We start from the raw sequence: 17,539 nt of genomic DNA on the forward strand, positions 1-17,539 counted from the left end.
ATGACCAAACAGGTAGAAGACAAACTGGAAAAAATTCCAATTGTTAATCTGTTGGTGAAACTGCTAAAAGGATTAAAACTACCCGGTCTGGAGGGACTTTCAGTTTATGACCTTTTAGAACTATATGGGATAGGTATTGTTAAAGGAGCTCTTACAACCCGAGCCAGTGCTATTGCCTTTAGTTTTTTTACGGCCCTATTTCCATTTTTATTGTTTGTATTAATCGTCATACCGTATATTCCGATTGACGATTTTAAAATTGAATTTCTAAAGTTTTTAAATTCCTTTTTGCCTTCCAGTACGTCAGATTTCTTTTTTGATAATATTTTTGTCAATATTGATAATACGGCAAACGGAGGTTTGATTTCATCAGTGTTGTTTGCCTCCATTTTTTTGATGGCCAATGGGATCAATGCCGTTTTTTCTGGATTTGAAAGTTCCTATCACGAGCAATTAACCAGAAATCCTTTTAAACAATATGTTTTTGCTCTTGGGGTAGCTTTGATTTTAGCCTTTTTATTGATTTTGAACGTCGTGGTACTTGGGTACATACAAATCTATATCAGTCAGAATCTGGAGCAATACGGTTTAGTAGATAAACAGAATGTGCCCCAATGGTTAAACCTTGCCAAGTATGCTTTTTTCGTACTTACGGCTTTTCTGGCTACTGCGACTTTGTATTATTTTGGAACCAAGGAAGGGAGACATTCTAAATTTTTCTCTATAGGTGCTTTGTTTACTACCTTATTGATTATCTTGAATTCTTATTTGTTTGGTTTGTATATTGAGAACTTTGGAAGGTACAACGAACTCTATGGTTCTATAGGGGCTTTACTGATTTTAATGTTCTATCTATGGCTTAACTCTACTATTTTGCTTTTAGGGTATGAGCTCAATGCTACCTTAAACCGATTGAAAAAACAAAATAGAAAAAACGCTTAGGCAGATGTCATACTATATTGATGTCATTATTCCCATTCCTATTTCCAATCTGTTTACTTATAGTATAACAGAAGCTGAGGCAACATTCCTAATTCCAGGGGTTAGGGTGTCAGTTCCTTTTGGTAAAAGTAAGATTTATACTGGTATTGTATATAAAATACATGAACAAGCACCTTTGGTTTATGAGGCCAAACCTATAGAGCAAATACTCGATGAGTCGCCCATAGTCACCTCAAGACAAATGAGACTATGGCATTGGATCGCCGATTACTACATGTGCACGGTGGGAGAGGTTATGAGAGCTTCATTGCCCAATGCCTTTATATTGGAAAGCGAAACGGTTATTTTAAAAAGTCAGGATGTTGAAATAAGCGATGCTGATTTGGAAGATGATGAATTCATGTTGTGGGAAGCCCTCCATCATCAATCATCTCTAAAGATTCAGGATGTCATGGGGATTTTGGATAAAAAGAATGTGCTTCCGGTCATTAAAGGACTTTTGGAAAAGCAGGCCATTTCTGTTCAGGAAGAAGTCTTTGAAAAATATACCCCAAAGTTGGTGCGATATGTCAAATTGGGAGATGAATATACCTCTGAAGTCGGACTGCATGGATTGTTGGAAGAGTTAAGTCGTGCCCGTAAGCAACGTGATGTGGTAATGACACTTTTCTCACTGTCGGCAAAAACCAAAAAACCGATTAAAGTATCCACATTAACTGAGGAGAGTGGTGCTTCAAGCGCCATAATAAAGGCATTGATTGATAAGGGCGTTTTAACTGAGTATTACTTTCAAACAGATAGAATTCAATTTGAAGGTGAAGTGTCTTCTGAAACCAAATTACTTTCTGAAGATCAGAATCAGGCCTACCAAGAAATCAAAAAAACTTTTGAAGAAAAAGATATTGTTTTGCTTCATGGCGTGACTTCTTCGGGGAAAACAGAAATTTATGTAAAGTTGATTCAGGAGGTTCTGGATCTCGGCAAACAAGTCCTTTATTTGCTACCTGAAATTGCATTAACCACACAGCTGGTTAATCGTCTTCAAACCTATTTTGGTGAAAAAGTAGCGGTATTTCATTCCAAGTATTCTTCTAACGAACGCGTAGAAGTTTGGAACCAAATTTTAGAAAACTCACCAAAGGCTCAAATTGTTCTCGGAGCCAGATCGGCTGTACTATTGCCATTTAAAAATTTGGGATTGGTCATTGTAGATGAAGAACATGAGCAATCTTTCAAGCAATTTGATCCTGCTCCTAGGTATCACGGTAGGGATACGGCTGTCATTCTAGCGCATATGTTTCAAGCCAAAACTTTGTTGGGATCGGCAACACCTAGTTTGGAAACCTTTTATAATGCGAAACAAGGTAAATATGGATTGGTTTCTTTATTTACGAGATTTAATGATGTTCTGATGCCGGATATAGAGCTAGTGGATATCAAAGAAAAGCATCGCAAAAAGAGAATGACGGGTCATTTTAGTGATCGATTGATTGAAGAAATGCGAGAAACTTTGGCTGAGGGTTATCAGATTATCTTGTTTCAAAATAGGAGGGGGTATTCACCTATTATAGAATGCCAAACTTGTGGTCATTCCCCGCAATGCCCCAATTGCGATGTAAGTCTAACCTACCATCAATATCGAGATCAGTTGCGGTGCCACTATTGTGGATATCACACGGTCATGGTTAAGACTTGTGAAGCTTGTGGAAGTGTTGAATTAGACACTAAGGGTTTTGGGACGCAGCAGGTGGAGCAGGAGGCCAACGTTTTATTCCCCGATGCCAAAATCGCTCGAATGGATTTGGATACCACTAAAGGGAAGTATGGGTATGAGAAAATAATCAATGCTTTTGAGCAGCAGGAAATTGATATTTTGGTGGGTACTCAAATGCTAACAAAAGGGCTGGACTTCAGAAACATCAAGTTGGTTGGTATTATGAATGCTGATAATATGCTGAATTTCCCTGATTTTAGGGCTCACGAACGGAGTTTTCAATTGATGGTTCAGGTTTCTGGAAGGGCAGGAAGAACCAAAGAAAGAGGGAAAGTATTGATACAGACTTATAATCCGTATCATACCATCTTACAGCAAGTTTCTACCAACTCTTATTTGGATATGTTTAAGGAGCAAATGGATGAACGCCATAATTATAAATATCCTCCAATCTATAGATTGATAAAAATATCCTTAAAACATAAGGATTACAATAAGGTTAATTTAGGGGCCGAGTGGTATGCCAAATCATTGCGTATGATTTTTAAAAGTGGGGTTTTAGGTCCTGAGTATCCCCCCGTGGCTAGAATAAGAAACCAATATATCAAACACATATTGGTCAAAATACCTCCCAAACAGTCGTTGTCAAAAACAAAAGAAGCTATCATTAAAATTAATAATAGCTTCTTGAGTGTAAAAGATTTTAGGTCGGTTCGGGTAATATTAAATGTAGATAACTACTAAATATTATTAAGTGCGTCAACCAACTGTGTCTTTTTATTTCTACTTAATGGTATTTCGTAAGCCCCAACTTCAACATTTTTACTGTTGAAACGATCAATTTTATCCAAGTTCACAATATAGGATTTGTGAATTCTCAAGAATTTACCTTCTGGTAACTCTTTTTCAAATGCTTTCATAGTAGAAAGCACCACCAAACTGGTATCTTCGGTTACTAATTTTACATAGTCACCAAGGGCTTCAATCCATTTAATATCTTTAATATAAACCTTACGTTTTTTAAGGTTACTTTTCACAAAGATGTGTTCACCTTCTTCTTCGTTGAAGTCATGTCTTAATTTGTGCTGCTCAATAGCTTTTTCAACAGCCGTATTAAAACGCTCTTTGGTAATCGGTTTGTGCAAATAATCGGTAGCATCATAATTAAATGCTTTAAAAGCATATTCTGTTTTACCGGTTACAAAAATAATTTGGGGTTTATTATTTAATACATCCAGTAATTCAAATCCATTCAATACGGGCATTTCAATATCCAAGAATATTAGATCTACCTTATGAGTATTTAAACCGTTTTTGGTTTCTAGGGCACTGTTGTACTCAGCAATTAAATTAAGAGCTGGATGACTCTCAATTAGTTTGACTATTGATAGTCGCTGTATGGCTGAATCGTCAACTACTACGCAGTTTAAAGTCATAACATTTAATTTATTTCGGTTAAGATATCGACAATAGTACAAAAAATTCGGTTAAAAACCAAAAAACATCGATAAAATACATTTTTAACAAAATATTAACAATGTTTGAATGAGGGAGAAAAATTAAGGGGATTACTTTGCAATATAAGAAATAAATAATTATTTTTGCACCCATTTTTAACATTAATAGATAAACAATTATGAATCATTACGAAACTGTTTTCATTTTGAATCCCGTTTTATCTGAAACACAGATAAAGGAAACAGTACAGAAATACGAAGAGTTTCTGACTTCCAGAGGAGCAAAAATGATCTCGAAAGAAGATTGGGGTCTAAAAAAATTGGCTTACCCAATCCAAAACAAAAAAAGTGGTTTTTATCACTTATTTGAATATCAAGTAGAAGGTGATGCTATCACTCAATTAGAGCTTGAATTCAGACGTGACGAGCGTTTTATGCGTTACTTAACTGTAAAACTAGACAAGCACGCTGCTGCTTGGGCTGAGAAAAGAAGAAACAGAAACAAACAAAAAGCGTAATTATGTCATCTATAGAACAACAAGCAAAAGGAAAGAAAGACGGAGAAATCAGATATCTTACTCCGCTTAATATAGAAACTAACAAAGCTAAGAAGTATTGTCGTTTCAAAAAGTCTGGAATCAAGTATATCGATTATAAAGATCCAGATTTCTTATTGAAATTTGTAAACGAACAAGGTAAAATTTTACCAAGACGTTTAACAGGAACTTCTTTAAAGTACCAAAGAAAAGTATCTGTAGCTATCAAAAGAGCACGTCATTTAGCTTTAATGCCTTATGTGGCAGATTTATTAAAATAAAAATATCATAACGATGGAACTTATATTAAAACAAGACGTTGAGAATTTAGGATTTAAAGACGATATTGTAACAGTTAAGAACGGTTATGGTAGAAACTTTTTAATTCCTCAAGGGTTTGCCGTTTTAGCTACAGGATCAGCTAAAAAAGTATTGGCAGAAAATTTAAAGCAAAGAGCTTTTAAAGAAAAGAAAATTGTTGAAGATGCTGAAAAAGTAGCTGAAGCAGTTAAAGCATTGGAGATCAAAATCCCTGCTAAATCAACTGAAGGAGCTTCTGCTGGTGATAAACTTTTTGGATCAGTTACTACTATGGATTTGGTAGACGCTATTGAGAAAGAAGGTCACAGCATCGATAAAAGATTTGTAACTATAGTTGGTGGAAACATCAAGCGTTTAGGGCAGTACAATGCTGTAATCCGTTTGCATAGAGACGTTATTTTTGAATTCCCATTTGAGGTAATTCCTGCAAGTAACTAATTTCACTCAAAACATCAAAAAGCCTCAACCAACGTTGGGGCTTTTTTTATTGAATTTATTATGAAGTACGCAAGATTAACCAAAGAGCAGTTTGAAGAACTGCATCAAGAATTTATCAACTTTTTGGCCACCCAATCGGTTACGGCAGAGGAGTGGGATCATTTAAAGGTCAACAAACCTGAATTAGCTGAACAGGAATTGGACGTGTTTAGTGATTTGATTTGGGAAGGCGTTTTAAATCAAGTTGGTTATATTGAACACATCTCGCCACAGCAGATGCATCTTTTTTATTTGAACGACAAGAACATGCATGTTATTGCCGTAAAAATTAAAAATGATCAAGACATTACCACAGATGAAGGTTATGGGTGGTTGCGCCAGAACCTTATGAGCGATGAGGTGGAGTTTTTACAGGCCAAAAAAGACTATTCTGAAGATAGAAATTTGGATAAATTTCAATTGATTCGTCAAGGTGGGGTCATTACCAAAGGTGAATTGTTCAATTACTTTGATAAATTGATTAACTAGTTCTATTTTTGCGGTAAATTTCACAGAATAACATGGCACAAAAACCAAGCATTCCTAAAGGAACCAGAGATTTTAGCCCGAGCGAGGTAGCTAAAAGAAACTATATATTTTCTACCATCCGTTCCCAATTTGAGACTTACGGCTTTCAACCTATTGAAACGCCGAGTTTTGAAAATTCGGAAACCTTAATGGGAAAATATGGAGATGAAGGGGATCGCTTGATTTTTAAAATTCTGAATTCGGGTGATTACCTAAAAAAGGTGGATGAAGCAGCCTACCAAACAAAGGATTCTACAAAGTTAGCTGTAGATATTTCAGAAAAAGCCTTACGTTATGATTTAACCGTACCATTTGCACGTTATGTGGTCCAACATCAAAATGAGATAGAATTTCCTTTTAAGCGGTATCAAATGCAACCTGTTTGGAGAGCAGACAGACCTCAAAAAGGACGTTTTAGAGAGTTTTATCAATGTGATGCGGATGTAGTCGGATCAGATTCTTTATGGCAAGAGGTGGAGTTTGTACAATTGTATGATGCTGTTTTCACTGCCTTAAGCCTAGAGGGAGTTACCATCAAAATCAACAACCGTAAAATCCTATCTGGAATTGCAGAGGTGATTGGCGCCAGTGATAAATTGATTGATTTTACAGTGGCTTTGGATAAGCTGGATAAAATAGGAGAGGAGAAGGTTAAGGAAGAAATGATAGGTAAAGGAATTTCTCATGAAGGAATTGAAAAGCTTCAACCGCTTTTTTCTTTAAGTGGTGATTTTGGTGCTCAGATTTCTCAATTACAGGATATTTTAAGTACCTCTGAGGAAGGAAAAAAGGGAATTGAGGAATTACAATTTATTGAAAAAGCCATTGCTGAGCTAGGTTTAAAAACGGCCCAATTACAATTGGATGTCACCTTGGCTAGAGGTTTAAATTACTATACAGGAGCTATTTTTGAAGTAGCGGCGCCAAAGGGTGTTCAAATGGGATCCATTGGAGGTGGTGGTCGCTATGATGATTTGACCGGGATTTTTGGGTTGAAAAATATGAGTGGCGTCGGTATCAGTTTTGGTTTGGATCGTATTTACTTGGTGCTGGAAGAGCTTGGATTATTTCCTGAAACAGTGACCAAGACTCTGGATGTTTTGTTTATCAATTTTGGTGATGATGAAGCCTTGTATGCTATGAAAGCAATTAAAGCTTTAAGGGAACAAGGAATCCACTCAGAACTCTACCCTGATACGGCTAAAATGGGCAAACAAATGAAGCATGCCGATAAAAGAGGGCTTCCATATGTTGTGTTGGTGGGTGAAAAAGAAATGGAACAACAGACCTTTACCTTAAAACACATGAAATCTGGGGAGCAAGTTTCTTTAACTTTAACAGAGCTTATTGCTAGATTTAAATAAAAAAAGGAAGCCCCGAACTTTGTTCGAGGCTCCCGGGCACAGTCAAATCTAAAAGCTAGATTTGGGACTTACGCTTAAGATCTCTATTTAATGATAACTTTTTTGTTGAATGTGCCGTACAGTTTAGTGGAAACTGAAATAATGTAGGCGCCCTGACTTAAGTTATTTGATTGTATTTTAGAATATTCTTCTTGGTTTAGGTTGTTTAATTGATAGACTGATTGGCCTAGTGTGTTATATATTTCTACTGTTTGTATATCCCAAAGTTTTGGATTGTAAATGACAATTTCTTGTTGGTCATTAGCATAGAAAACAGACAGGCTTTCAGCTAAAGTATCTTCCTCCATGCTTAGTGTTTCAGCTGAGAATCTCAGTTCAAATCGGTTGAGGTGATTTCCGGCACCAAGGGTGACGGAAAAATTACTAACCCTTAGATCATGATAAAGGTTTTGTTCGCTGTCATATAGATAGATGTTTAAGTCATCTGGAACGTTTTCCAAAGCATCAATCATGATGGTGTTGATTCCTTGTGTATCGGTTTTGATACCAATTGGCAATATGGTAGCTTCATCAATCACATCGATTCCTTGAATCACGAATTTATCATCAGATATTTGCCAAAACATATCGTCCATTTGATTCTCATTTAAAATACCTTCATAACCCCAATCAATACCTGCTGATGCTTGTGGATCTTCAGTAACTAAGAGTTGTCTGTGAATCGTATTTACCGAATTATAACCTAATCTAATTTTTAATCGCGTATCATAATAGTCTTCTGGGTTTTCCTCATCATTGGTCACATTTGTATTGGGATTAGCTTGTTTTACAAAAACAGAGACTCCATTCTCTTCTTTTCTGAAGACACGTTGTCCGTTGTTGAATTTGATTTGGCCGTCACTTTCCCCTATTACAAAAAATCCTTGACCTACGGGAATATACCTGCCAGGAATTTTTGTTGGAACGCCTCCCGTGCCCACATCTGGGTCATTGGTTCCATAAGAGGCAGATGGTGCTCCTCCTGATAAATTGTAAGTGGCATAACCTCCTTGATATTCGGCAAGAATATGTGAGCCACCACCCCAGTGTTCCCAGAAATAGAGCGTGCCAGATAGGTTCCCGTTTCCTTCAATGATGCTGCCATTATCTAATATAAATTGAACTGCGTCTATGGCTGAAGGGTAGGGATTTCCTACCAAATAATCATTGTTGTCATTAATTGTGAGAGCAATGTCTCCGTTGTTAGGTTTCCCCACGAAAACATAATTTTGCTCGTCGGATACATTTCCATTGGTATTGGCGACACCTTTCATAGTATATCCTTCACCTACATACATGGTTCCTGTATTTCTGACGTGTTGCCAAGAGGCGTAATCATCAGTTGGAAAATTATTGAATTTCCAAATCCAATAATGGGCAATGCTTATGGGTGATCCCGAATTTCCATTATATCCTGAAATGAAGTTGATTTCTTGTGCCTCGTTTGGGTCAGATCCATCAAATAGAACGTCTGGAACGTGATATTCCTTATTGTTTAGGGTGTTGTTGATTAAACCTACTGGAGAAGACCAATAATTATAAGTGAATAGATCTTTGGTTCCCTGTTGGTCAATTTCGATGCGTCCTTTACTAGTGGTATCCAATTCGCTGTCTAATCCTTGAACCAATTGTGATTCTCCAGTTAAATCTAAAAGGCCATCTAATTTCAAATACCAGCTCACATTGAACTCAGAATCATTTTCAATACTAAATTCGATGGGGTCATTATTGGAATCATTTTCCTCTAAAAAGAATGCCAAATGGGATGTGTTTTCGTTGTAAGAAATATTATTGTGGAGTACTTTTATGATGCTCCAATCATAGGTTGTGGCGTCATAACCATTCACACCGTCTTCTGGAATATCCAGAGTTTCTGGTAAGAGATCATTACCATGTTGGGTGATAAAAGGGAGTGGAGCGGTTTGGTAACCAATATGTTTAACATTGTAAATTTTTGCGCCAACCGTATCAAAACCAGGGGTTGTCAAATCATCAATTATATCATCCTTATAAACATCCATCCTGTAATATCTCAGCAGGGAAGACCATGATAAAGGAGAATTATTGTCTACATCAACAAAGTCGGTGATATCTCGAGGGATAACTTCACCTCTTACATTGCCTGCATTATTCCCGATTTCTTGATACACCATTTTGTGAATTTCGTCATCGGATAATGTCTTGGTAAATATTCTGACTTCATCTATGAAGCCTTTAAAATAGGTATCACTGTCTGCTGGATCAGCAGACTTACCAATTGTAAAATTATAGGTGTTGGTATTCAAGGAGCCACCTATACCATTGACGCTGCCTCGGTTTTCTCCATTGATATAAAGTACCAATTGATTTGTTGAACTGCTTGTAGTAGCTGCTACATGAACCCATTGATTCAATGGAATATCACCAGTGGAAAATTGTTTGTTATCAGCATGAGCTGTTATAGTAACATCCCCGTAATTTTCTACTTCCAATTCAAAATTGGCTTGCCCAAGAATGATTGCTCTACCAGTGAAAGTGGGATCAATTTTAATCCATGTCATGAAAGAAACGTCAGAAAGACCACTCAGTATTTGAGTATCTTCAACATAATCATTTCTTCCATCAAAGTATAACAGCAATTTTTGATTCAGATCTCTTGGGGATCCAAATAGATTGTCATCTGTATCAAAGAGATCCATGATACCATCGCTGTCCAAATCTGTCATATCATCAATGACTCCATCATTATTAGCATCTAATCCGTGATATAAGGTACTGGCGATATCATAAATGCCATCGTCGTTAGAATCGGTATCCATATAATCGGGCAATCCGTCGCTATCTGTATCTTTTACATAGTAAATATATCCTATTCCCTGGTTACTATTACCATATGCATCTTCAAATGTACTTCCATTGTAGTAGTCATATAAATCCAAAATACCATCGGTAAAATATTCAACAATTCCATCGGATTCTACATCTGTTTCTCTTACGGCATCTGTATCAGTACCATCACCCACACCATCTCCATTGATGTCTCCATCGCCATTTTGAAAGGAAGTATCGGCTAGATTTCCAGCCCCTGACTCGTCTACATCAAAAAGGGTGTCGTTATCACTGTCTAAATCTAGATAATTTGGTATGCTGTCACCATCTGAATCTAAAGGAATGTGCCCTTCAACCAAATCGTGCATGCCATTACCATTGGCATCCACCCAAGTTGATACGTTTGTTAAGGTTGCTTTTCCTTCACTATATGCTCCCAAGCCTGCTTCAACAACATCAGGTATTCCATCATTGTCAGAATCTAAATCAAAAATATCAGCAACGCCATCACCATCTGTATCACAAAGCGTTTGAGAAATGACAATGTCATCAAGAGCTAAATCATTTCCAAGACCTCCTGTTTCGTTGTTGAAAAAATAAACGTAAAATTCATCAACGTTAAATGTTAAATCTGCCGTAAAGTTGATCCAGCCGTTATTAGCAGAGGCTGGATTGTTGGGAGGGATGCTTCCTGTTGTTAAGGAGTTCAATATATTTCCATTTTCATCTCGGAATTCCACCAAAATATCAGGTCTTAAACGTGAACTGATACCAGGAGCATCATGGTTGTCCAAATTGATTACCCAAAAACTATAGGTGATTGGTACGTTGGGAAGTGCCCCTTGGATATGAGCCGTGTAAAACAACCCAGGATCATAGGAGGCATTAAACATCGCCATACGCCCGTTGGTATCACCTGAAGTGTGGTCTAGACCAGAATACCAATATTCGTCGGCCCATGAAGCAACTTCATTATTTGGTGTGTCATTAGTGCCATCTCCATCACATGCTTTGTGGTAAACAGTGTACTCTCCATCATTTAAATCTTGATTGCTATTACAGGATCCGCTACCATCTTCATAGCAATAGCTTGTTTGCGCATCGTAAGTGGTATTTATAGTGGTGCGATTGGTTCCAGTTCCAAAGGTTTCATTTAGGAACTTATAATTTACGTAAGTCGATATGGCTGAGTTTTTACAACTGAGCTCCTCATCAGAATCCAAAATACCATCGTTATCATCATCTATATCTACATCATCGTAGACTCCATCTCCATCACTATCATAAAAATCTTGAATGGTTATTTCAGGCTCATTTTCGATTCCTTCAATGAGGATGTTGTCGAAGTAATTGTATTCTGAATTTTGATTTGCTGTACTCGAAAAGCGTATTCTGGAATTAGTACTAAATGAATAAGTGTCACTGGCAAATGTATATACAAGGTCGTAGGACGAATAACCCGAAACATAGAAATCAACCCCTTTTTTAAACGTATTGAGAAGTGACCATGTCGAACCATCATAATATTCAAGCTTGAAACCTTCTCCATTTTCAAGGCCATTATTTTTAGAACAAAATGAAATTGTGATGTTTGAGTAAGGTGTGAAATCTAGAATTGGGGAAGTGACTCTATTTTGATTATCTTGATCATCTTTGGAATAGATGGCGCGGTTCCCAAAACAAGAGTAATAGGAAGAGTTGCTCAAGCCTGCATCATTGCCACCATCCGTCCAACCCTGTAAACCATTTTCAAAGTCATAGAAACCTATGGTTGTTTGGGTTAGAGCTATTTTACATGAAAATAGTAAAAGCATGACAATGATACTTTTACATATTGAAAAAGTATTGTTTCGCATAAGTAGATTGGTTTAGTTTGGGGCTAAATCAAAAGCTCAACAAAGATAAGTTTATATCTTTTAAAAGCAAAAAAAATCGATGAAATGCATTGTGTTATAGGAAATTATATAAAAAAAGCGGTAAATATTGTTTACCGCTTTATAATTGGAGTCTGATTTTTGAAGTTATTCAATAATCACTTTTTTATTAATACTTGTGCCAAGGCCTGTATCTAATTTGATAATGTAGTTACCACTTGAAATGTGTCTTACAGGTAGTTTGATCTTGGAATTGGCAAGTTCAGTAACTTGAGAACTGTTCCAAGTTTGTAAAACTTTCCCAGCCATATCAATTAGTTGTACGCGATTGACTTTAACTTTATTGTAAGTATTGATAAAGATTTCACCTGAATTATTTAAGTAATTGACGCTAATCTCATTGGTTAAATCTTCGATAATGCTTAAGGTGGATTCATCTGATTCAAATGTCAGGTAGAATCGGCTGTTATATTCCCCAGCTTCCAAATTAATAGAGAATGGAACCTCATTAAATTGAGAATATTCGCCAGTTAAAGAATCGTAAATAAATACATCTATTTCCTCATCAAAGTTTTCTAGCATTCTAAGGTTAATTGCCAAATCTCCAGCTTGAGCCAATTTAACATTTAAGGGATATTGCTTAGTAGAATCAAATTCGCTTACCCCTTGAATAATAAAATTAGTATTCTCAACATTCCATGACACATCGGTAGGATAGTCATCCATATTTTTGGCATCATAGCCATAATCAAAACCATCTGTCGCGGAGCCATTTTCAACAAAACCAACCATTAAATGTCTATGCAGATTGTTGGGGGTAACAGCTGTTATTCTAATTCTTTTAATCAGAAGATCTTCTTCCTCTTCATTATTAGTTAAAGAAGCATTTTCAGTATTTGATGATTTCAAAAATACAGAATTCGTACTATTTTCTCTTCTAAAAATACGCTGGTCGTTTTCAAACTTGATTTGTCCTCCAGTTCCTGGCTCCAACGCTCCTACAAAGAAACCTTGACCTACAGGAATGTATCTTCCTGGCATTAAACCAGAAGAGCCTTCTCCGCTGATTTCATAACCATCCTCAGTAGGCGGAGGCGTTGTTGGCGGTACTGCACCAGTTAACGTGTAAACAGCATATCCACCTTCATAAGCTGCTAAAATATGAGTAGAATTTGATAGATAATGAATCCAGAAATATAAGGACCCATCAATAGCCTCAGAACTACCAATATTACTTCCAGAACCTGGAATGTTATCTCTAATAAATTCATTAGCATCCATTGCACTTGGGTAAGGATTACCAATTAAAATTTCGTTACCATTTGATATGTTTGTATTGGTGTTTTGAATCAAACCATTGTGCGGTTTTCCTTTAAAAACATAATTCTGGGTATCGGTTCCTGAACCACTGCCGCTACCTTTCATAGTGTAACCATTTCCAGTAGGGATATTCCCAGTACTTCCTACTTGATTCCATTGTAGATAGGTGTTGGCCAAGGCATTATAGGTCCATAGCCAATGGTTCGGCAATGAAATGGGAGATCCTGGATTGGCATCATAACCTCCTATCCAATTGATGGCAATAGGATTGGATGAGGTTGTCCCATCCATTAAGACTCCACCAACGGTATAATGAGCATTGATTGCAACGCTAGAGCCTATTCCACTCACAGGGGAGCTCCAATAGTTATAATTGTAAAGATTAGCTGTCCCTTGTTGGTCTCTTTCAATAAAACCACTACTTGTAGACTCCAATTCACTGTCATTCAATTGACTCGTGTTATAACTCTTTTGTACCAGTTGGGATTGTCCGACTAAATCTATTTGTCCATTAAGTTTTAGATAATGCGTTACCCATAAAGCGTTACCATTATTGTTTTCATCTTGGGCCGTATTGGGGTTTGAAATGGTGATTTCAGAGCCTGAATTATTTAATAATCCCAAAAGGGTAATGTTGTCATTATGAGAATACACATCATGTGATGTCTCAACAATATTCCAATCAATTTTTGAGCCATTTATTCCTAAACTGTTGGGATAATTCCAAACGGAGTAATTGGTCCAGGGGGAAGTTGGTGTGTTATCATTACCCCAATCTCCAGCTTGTATGGTAGTATAGGGTAGTGGAGCAGTTTCTTGTTGACTGGATGTAATATTTTTCAATCTACCGTTTGTTCCTACTGAATAATTTGGAGACAGACTACCACAAGCAATATCCATACGATAATAACCTTCCAGATTAGACCATAATAACGGATTATCATCAATGCCATCTTGATTGGCATCCGGTCCATTTATTTTTGAACCTAAAACCACACCTCCAACATCAGCTCCCAAGGCCTCAATTTCTTGGTTCATCATTTGTCTGATGTGTTCTACTGATAGAGCTTTGTTCCAAATTCGTAATTCATCTATCCAGCCATTAAAATGGTTGGTTGGAACTGAAGATGAGGCATGATCCATTGCTCCCAGAAGAGTCTTGTAATTATTGCTAGATGGCTGTGCTCCACCTCCAGTTTTAATTAATATACCATCAATATAAAGTCGATACTCATTTCCAGATCGGGTTACTGCTACATGATACCATCTAGCTGTGTCTATAGTGTAAGGAGAGGAATTTATTATTCCAGTTTTATTCCAACGAAACACGACATGACCCGAATTGTTGATTCGTAAATCATAGCCGTGTGCATTCCCTGAAAAACTAGCATCTCTTTTCGACAAAATAGCTTGCACTCCTCCACCAATTGTTTCTGGTTTTACCCATACTTCAATACTAAAGTCATTGTTGGATAAATCGTAATTGTTTTGGCCAAAATCGACATAATCATCTGTACCATCAAAATCTACCAAATCACAATTGATAATTTCGATGTTCATATTATCTGTACATCCATTAACAGTCCATGTTAAGTTATAAATTCCTGCATCTCCAGTAAATTGGGCATCTGGATCATTGATGTCAGAAATGGAGAAATTCCCACCACAACTACTACTTCCTGTAACCGCCCATTCACCGGCAATGTCTGTAACTTCTATTGCGCCTTCATCATCACAGTTGACACAATTATCAGGAAGCGTATACGCTCCCTTGGCTGCATTTTGAGTAGCGGTCAACCTATTGTCATAGGCGTTTAATTGAACCGTGTTTTGTCCGCACTCATCTGGGGTAAAAATTACATCTTCACCTGCATAAGAATGGAATACCTTTATCCCAATAAGGTCTGTACCATCCTCATCATATGACCTACAACCGTTAATTAAAGCTGTTGCACCATAATTATGACTTCCAGGTACTTCAGGAACAAATGAAATAGGAACTTGGGTTTCTCCAGTTACAATAGGATCTTCACTAGGATCACCAATTCCATCAGTCCATTCTAGTTCTGTATCTACATAGACTTCTTGGTAGACATAAATATTATCCATTGCCCAAGCACTTTGAGTAGTAGTACCTGTAAAGGACCATCTAATTCTAACATTACTTTCTCCAATATAGGCGTCCAAAGGAATAGAGGTGTTATCCGTTTCAAAATTATATTCGGTAGGAGTTGATCCGGCAACAGATTCTGCAGTTCCTGCAGTATACCAATCTGAATCACCACTTCCTACAGCATGCATAAGTACCAAGGTCGAATAGTTGACACCGCCATCTATAGATATTTCTATAACGGCATAATCTTGATCTGAAAAATAATAAGCTTGGTCAAAATCTAAACTTGCAGAAGCAACATTAGATAAATCCATTATAGGAGTTTCAAGTGTTGTTGGAATGGCTCCGTTATATTGGGGAGAACTAAAATCACCATAAGCTATGGTATACTTACCATCATTACCGCAATATACAATGTCACCATTTTCTTGATTGTTACAAGTTTTTGCGGACCAATTTCGTGGTTTTGTTGCACTTCCACCAGCCGTAAATCCACCAGTTTCTCCATCAACCAACCATCCATTAGGATCTTGCGTGTTTAGCTGCCCTTGATTAAAATCTCCAGGAGGATAATCAGGAAAAGCCTCTTCGGTTGCTAAATAATTACTAGTAGCTAAAAGATTAACTTCCTCTCCTAGACAATAGTTAGAATCAACATCTAAATTCTCAATAGTAGGAGCTGATCCAGGAGGTAGTGATCTGACATAAAATAAACTGGAATAGACATTACAATTGCCTATTTGAATTAAAACTCTATAGTAGGTAGATTCTAATTCGCCAACTGCAAAGGTAACCGAATAGCTGTCAGATGTATTGGAAATGATATTCCAAACCCCTTCGTTTACAGCAAACTGTTCCCATTGGATAATGTTTCCTATTTCTCCTGTTAAATCTAAATCGATATTAATTTCTTCTTGACAGGAAGAAATATCGATTTGGCTGGAAAATTGAGTTCCTTCAAAGGTACCTTGAAGTGTGCCACCATCAATATTTGGAGGTGTTAACGTGATATTTTGTGTTTGAATAGTAACGTTTCCATTACTATCTATAAATTCCCAATCGATTATTTCTGTTCCAGAGAAAGAAAAAGGAAATACAAAATCCGAGGGAAGTGTTCCTAAAATAACCTCACCGTCAGCATCACAACCATCTGTAGCGGTTGGAATGGTTAATTCTGATATATCCGAAATTTGACAACCATCTAAATTTAAATCTGGTAATGTCGCTAAATCTGGTACAGGTGCCTCATCATCCAAAATAGTAACCTCTTGTTGGATACCAATAATTGAATTATTTGAACTGTCGGTAAATGTCCAATAGATTGTAAAGTTTCCTGCCGTGTCAAAATATAAACTTTCATTTGAAGTCCCTGTAACAATACTATCACAGTTGTCACTTGTGGTTGGTGGTGTGACTGTAGTAGAACAATATTCTATGATGGGATCTAAGGTCGGTATTTCGGGTGCTTCGTGGTCCTCGACAACGACGTTGAAGTCACAAGAACTAATTTGGCCGTTTCCATCGTTTGCCAAGGCAGTTACGATAGTTGTTCCAGACGGGAAATCGTAAGGGAACGAGATTGGAGTTCCCGCGATGTTATATGATATAGCTAGGGAACCATTACAGTTGTCCGATGCTGAGGCATTGAATGACAAGGTAGCACTACACTCCCCTGGATCTGTATTGTAATAGGCGTCAGGAGTAGGGCAAGAGATGGTAGGTGCGATGCTGTCCTGAACGGTCACAGTGGCTGTACAAGTTGAAACATTGCTGTTGTTGTCCGTTACGGTAAGTGTGACTGTATTGTCACCTATGTTGGAGCAATCAAATGTAGTCTGGTCGATTGCCAGGGAGGCGATCCCACAGGCATCGTTGGAGCCGTTGTCTATATCTTGGGCCACGATGGATGCGTTCCCCGTGTTGTCCAGTTGTACGGTAATGTCCTGGCATACTGCCGTAGGTGCGATATTGTCCTGAACGGTCACAGTGGCTGTACAAGTTGAAACGTTGCTGTTGTTGTCCGTTACGGTAAGTGTGACTGTATTG

Annotated in this window: 10 protein-coding genes; 7 read left to right on the plus strand and 3 right to left on the minus strand. The window is 37.3% G+C overall.

Annotation, left to right across the window (positions count from 1 at the left end; all coding sequences use genetic code 11):
- Together GZ212_RS10680 and priA are read left to right on the plus strand one after the other, a co-directional pair.
- Positions 1-942 carry a YihY/virulence factor BrkB family protein gene (locus GZ212_RS10680; protein ID WP_053972553.1) on the plus strand — a complete coding sequence of 314 codons (942 nt, stop codon included), beginning with the start codon at positions 1-3 and terminating at the stop codon, positions 940-942.
- 4 nt (positions 943-946) lie between these two features.
- On the plus strand, positions 947-3,400 hold the full coding sequence (priA, locus tag GZ212_RS10685; RefSeq protein ID WP_166959897.1) for a primosomal protein N': 2,454 nt from the start codon (positions 947-949) through the stop codon (positions 3,398-3,400).
- On the opposite strand, the gene GZ212_RS10690 is transcribed toward priA, so the two are convergent.
- Positions 3,397-4,092, minus strand: a complete 696-nt coding sequence (locus GZ212_RS10690) for a LytTR family DNA-binding domain-containing protein (protein WP_053972555.1) — start codon at positions 4,090-4,092, stop codon at positions 3,397-3,399. The genes priA and GZ212_RS10690 overlap by 4 nt on opposite strands.
- Before the next feature lie 200 nt (positions 4,093-4,292).
- Between GZ212_RS10690 and rpsF the strand changes: the two genes are divergently transcribed.
- The 5 genes from rpsF to hisS are packed head-to-tail and all read left to right on the plus strand — an operon-like array spanning position 4,293 to position 7,339.
- On the plus strand, positions 4,293-4,631 hold the full coding sequence (rpsF, locus tag GZ212_RS10695; protein ID WP_053972556.1) for a 30S ribosomal protein S6: 339 nt from the start codon (positions 4,293-4,295) through the stop codon (positions 4,629-4,631).
- Positions 4,631-4,930 (plus strand): 30S ribosomal protein S18, encoded by a 300-nt coding sequence (gene rpsR, locus GZ212_RS10700; RefSeq protein WP_197276757.1) that lies wholly within the window; start codon positions 4,631-4,633, stop codon positions 4,928-4,930. Before rpsF ends, rpsR begins: the two co-directional genes overlap by 1 nt.
- A 13-nt stretch (positions 4,931-4,943) precedes the next feature.
- The gene (gene rplI / locus GZ212_RS10705) at positions 4,944-5,408 is read left to right on the plus strand and encodes a 50S ribosomal protein L9 (protein WP_166959900.1); all 465 of its coding nucleotides are present in this window, start codon (positions 4,944-4,946) and stop codon (positions 5,406-5,408) included.
- Positions 5,409-5,468: 60 nt separating this feature from the next.
- Positions 5,469-5,936: a DUF6495 family protein gene (locus GZ212_RS10710; protein WP_166959903.1), complete on the plus strand. Its 468-nt coding sequence runs from the start codon at positions 5,469-5,471 to the stop codon at positions 5,934-5,936.
- Positions 5,937-5,968: 32 nt separating this feature from the next.
- Positions 5,969-7,339, plus strand: a complete 1,371-nt coding sequence (hisS, locus tag GZ212_RS10715; protein WP_166959906.1) for a histidine--tRNA ligase — start codon at positions 5,969-5,971, stop codon at positions 7,337-7,339.
- Between the two features lie 83 nt (positions 7,340-7,422).
- On the opposite strand, the gene GZ212_RS10720 is transcribed toward hisS, so the two are convergent.
- Together GZ212_RS10720 and GZ212_RS10725 are read right to left on the minus strand one after the other, a co-directional pair.
- Positions 7,423-12,000 carry a LamG-like jellyroll fold domain-containing protein gene (locus tag GZ212_RS10720; protein ID WP_166959909.1) on the minus strand — a complete coding sequence of 1,526 codons (4,578 nt, stop codon included), beginning with the start codon at positions 11,998-12,000 and terminating at the stop codon, positions 7,423-7,425.
- A gap of 207 nt (positions 12,001-12,207) precedes the next feature.
- A partial coding sequence (locus GZ212_RS10725) for a LamG-like jellyroll fold domain-containing protein (protein WP_166959912.1) occupies positions 12,208-17,539 on the minus strand: 5,332 nt, incomplete at its 5' end.

It is taken from the genome of Mangrovimonas sp. CR14, from assembly GCF_011764015.1.
GTDB lineage: Bacteria > Bacteroidota > Bacteroidia > Flavobacteriales > Flavobacteriaceae > Mangrovimonas > Mangrovimonas futianensis.

What these genes read in the sequence shown, in the direction of transcription:
- rplI (WP_166959900.1), top strand. Translation starts at nt 4,944, where the DNA reads ATGGAACTTATATTAAAACAAGACGTTGAGAATTTAGGATTTAAAGAC.
- GZ212_RS10710 (WP_166959903.1), top strand. Translation starts at nt 5,469, where the DNA reads ATGAAGTACGCAAGATTAACCAAAGAGCAGTTTGAAGAACTGCATCAA.
- priA (WP_166959897.1), top strand. Translation starts at nt 947, where the DNA reads ATGTCATACTATATTGATGTCATTATTCCCATTCCTATTTCCAATCTG.
- GZ212_RS10690 (WP_053972555.1), bottom strand. Translation starts at nt 4,092, where the DNA reads ATGACTTTAAACTGCGTAGTAGTTGACGATTCAGCCATACAGCGACTA.
- GZ212_RS10720 (WP_166959909.1), bottom strand. Translation starts at nt 12,000, where the DNA reads ATGCTTTTACTATTTTCATGTAAAATAGCTCTAACCCAAACAACCATA.
- hisS (WP_166959906.1), top strand. Translation starts at nt 5,969, where the DNA reads ATGGCACAAAAACCAAGCATTCCTAAAGGAACCAGAGATTTTAGCCCG.
- GZ212_RS10680 (WP_053972553.1), top strand. Translation starts at nt 1, where the DNA reads ATGACCAAACAGGTAGAAGACAAACTGGAAAAAATTCCAATTGTTAAT.
- rpsF (WP_053972556.1), top strand. Translation starts at nt 4,293, where the DNA reads ATGAATCATTACGAAACTGTTTTCATTTTGAATCCCGTTTTATCTGAA.